General features: G+C 72.5%; 3 protein-coding genes. 1 reads left to right on the forward strand and 2 read right to left on the reverse strand.

All coding sequences use genetic code 11. The features are described 5' to 3' along the window. Both JYK17_RS38595 and JYK17_RS38600 read right to left on the reverse strand, forming a co-directional pair. On the reverse strand, positions 1 to 419 hold a 419-nt coding region (locus tag JYK17_RS38595; RefSeq protein ID WP_222812230.1), incomplete at its 3' end, for a P1 family peptidase. 68 nt (positions 420 to 487) lie between these two features. Next, positions 488 to 1,741, reverse strand: a complete 1,254-nt coding sequence (locus tag JYK17_RS38600) for a low temperature requirement protein A (RefSeq protein ID WP_128802180.1) — start codon at positions 1,739 to 1,741, stop codon at positions 488 to 490. Between the two features lie 188 nt (positions 1,742 to 1,929). On the opposite strand from JYK17_RS38600, the gene JYK17_RS38605 reads away from it, so the two are divergent. Beyond that, positions 1,930 to 2,112 (forward strand): hypothetical protein, encoded by a 183-nt coding sequence (locus JYK17_RS38605; RefSeq protein WP_108008430.1) that lies wholly within the window; start codon positions 1,930 to 1,932, stop codon positions 2,110 to 2,112. The last annotated feature ends 106 nt before the right edge of the window (positions 2,113 to 2,218 follow it).

Consider the following 2,218-nt stretch of genomic DNA (forward strand, 5'->3'; position numbering starts at 1 on the left):
GCCGCCGCCTCGACCGCGGCCCGCCCGGTGGCGGCGTCGGGCCGGGCGGAGAAGGCCCCGCCGCGGCCCAGGTCGAACACGCACGCCGCCGGCACCACCGGCACGACGTGCGCCGGGTCCGCCCCGACCCGCACGCCCCGCCGCTGCTCCTCCAGCCAGGCCATCACCCCGGACGCCGCATCCAGCCCGTAGGCGCTGCCGCCGGTCAGCACGATCGCCTCGACCTTGCGGACGAGGTTGCGCGGGTCGAGGGCGTCGGTCTCCTTGGTGCCGGGCCCGCCACCCCGCACGTCCACGGCGGCGACCGCCCCGCCCTCCGGGGCCAGTACGACCGTGGTGCCGGTGAGCCAACCGTCGCCGATGCGCGTCGCGTGGCCCACCCGCAACCCCGCGACATCCGTCAGAGCGTCAACTGTCATGCACCCAGTCTCGCCCGGCCGTCACCGAACCGAGGTCGCCTCCCTGCCACGTCGGAGCCAGGCCGGTATCACGCCACCGGTGCCGTCGCACGCTCCCCGCTCGACCCGCTCGCCCCGCGCTCCCGGGCGGCCATGCGGGCCGTCAGCGTCACCCCGACCGCCACCGCCAGTGCGCACACCAGCCCCGACGCGAGCACCGCCCAGGAGCCCAGGAAGGTGCAGAGGATCACCAGCAGCGACGCGGTCGGCAGCACCAACTGCTGGGCGATGCCCACCTTGTAGAAGCGCGAGTGCAGCGCCCAGACGGTGAGCAGGAACAGGGCCGTCGGCAGGGTCACCGAGGCCGACGCGGACAGGGCCGAGATGTGCGCCTCGCCGACCGCCTGCTCCACCGCCACCTCCAGGCCCGCGCCGATCGCGGCGCCCGACGCGAAGATCAGGTAGTGGCCGTAACCCCACAGGAAGGACTCCCGGTTGGAGCGCAGGTGCCCGTGGATGGGGACCACGAAGTAGATCCACCAGGCGGCGAAGATGATCAGCAGTCCGCCCGCGGCGATCGGGAGCAGCTCGCCCAGGGCGTCGTGCTCGTCCAGGCTCGACTTCACGGCGACGGTGGCCGCCGCGATGGTCTCGCCGAGCACGATGATCGTGAACAGGCCGTACCGCTCGGCGATGTGGTGCGGGTGCCAGGACGTGGGGTGGGCCCTCTCCGCGTACAGCGGCACCAGCATCTCCAGCGGCGCGATCACCAGGAACACCCACGGCCGGGCGTGCTCCGGCAGGACCAGCAGCCCCAGCCAGCCGATCTGGCACAGCAGCACGCCGACCGCGTACCGCAGCGCCATCGTCCGCTCGGCGCCCCTGTTCGAGCGGGCCACCCGCAGCCACTGCGCCGTCATGGCGAGCCGCATGATCACGTAGCCCAGCCAGACGAGCAGGAACTCGTGCCGGTCGAACGCCCGCGAGACCCCTGCGGCCAGGACCAGCACGCCGGCGATCTGGATCAGCGTGACGACGCGGTAGAGCACGTCGTCGTTGTCGTACGCCGAGGCGAACCACGTGAAGTTCATCCACGCCCACCAGATGGCGAAGAAGATCATCGCGTAGTTGAGGATTCCTTCGCCGGCGTGCCCCTCGGCCAGGGCGTGCACCAGCTGGACCCCGGCCTGGGCGATGGCCACGACGAAGCACAGGTCGAAGAAGAGCTCGAGCGAGGAGGCGACACGATGTGCCTCGTCGCGGCCGCGTGCCGTGAGTCTGCGCAGTGGTCTGTGACCCGCCGGAGGGCCGGAGGGCGCCGGCGGGGTGGGGCTGCTCGTCATGCGTTCCAGCACACCAGATAGCCGGCGGAAAGTCCTGTGAAGGGATCACGGGTGCCCGGCGCGCGGATGAAGGAATCACAGGTTCCCGGCGCCCGCAGGGCTCGGGGGGCCCGGGGGCGAGACGGGGTCGCAGGCCGTACATCGCGGGGACCGGCAGGGGCCGCTCCCGCGCGCCGTACCCTGGAGGCATGACCTCCGCCCCCGACCCCGAGCCGCGCGCCCCGAAGCCCGAGCTGATCTTCGACGACCCGCTGGACCAGCAGTCCTCGGACGACACGGACCACGGCTGGGGCGAGCGACCCGCCTCGACCGGCGACGCCACCGCCGACCTGAAGCGCTTCCTCGACGAGAAGCCGCCCCACCACCTCTGAGCCACGGTTGCGGAGAGTCCACCCCACCACCTCTGAGCCACGGTTGCGGAGAGTCCACCCCACCACCTCTGAAACGCGGAGGCAGCGGCGCGGGCTGTCTGCGTCA

The sequence above is a fragment of the Streptomyces plumbidurans genome, from assembly GCF_019857225.1.
Taxonomy (GTDB): Bacteria; Actinomycetota; Actinomycetes; order Streptomycetales; family Streptomycetaceae; genus Streptomyces; species Streptomyces plumbidurans.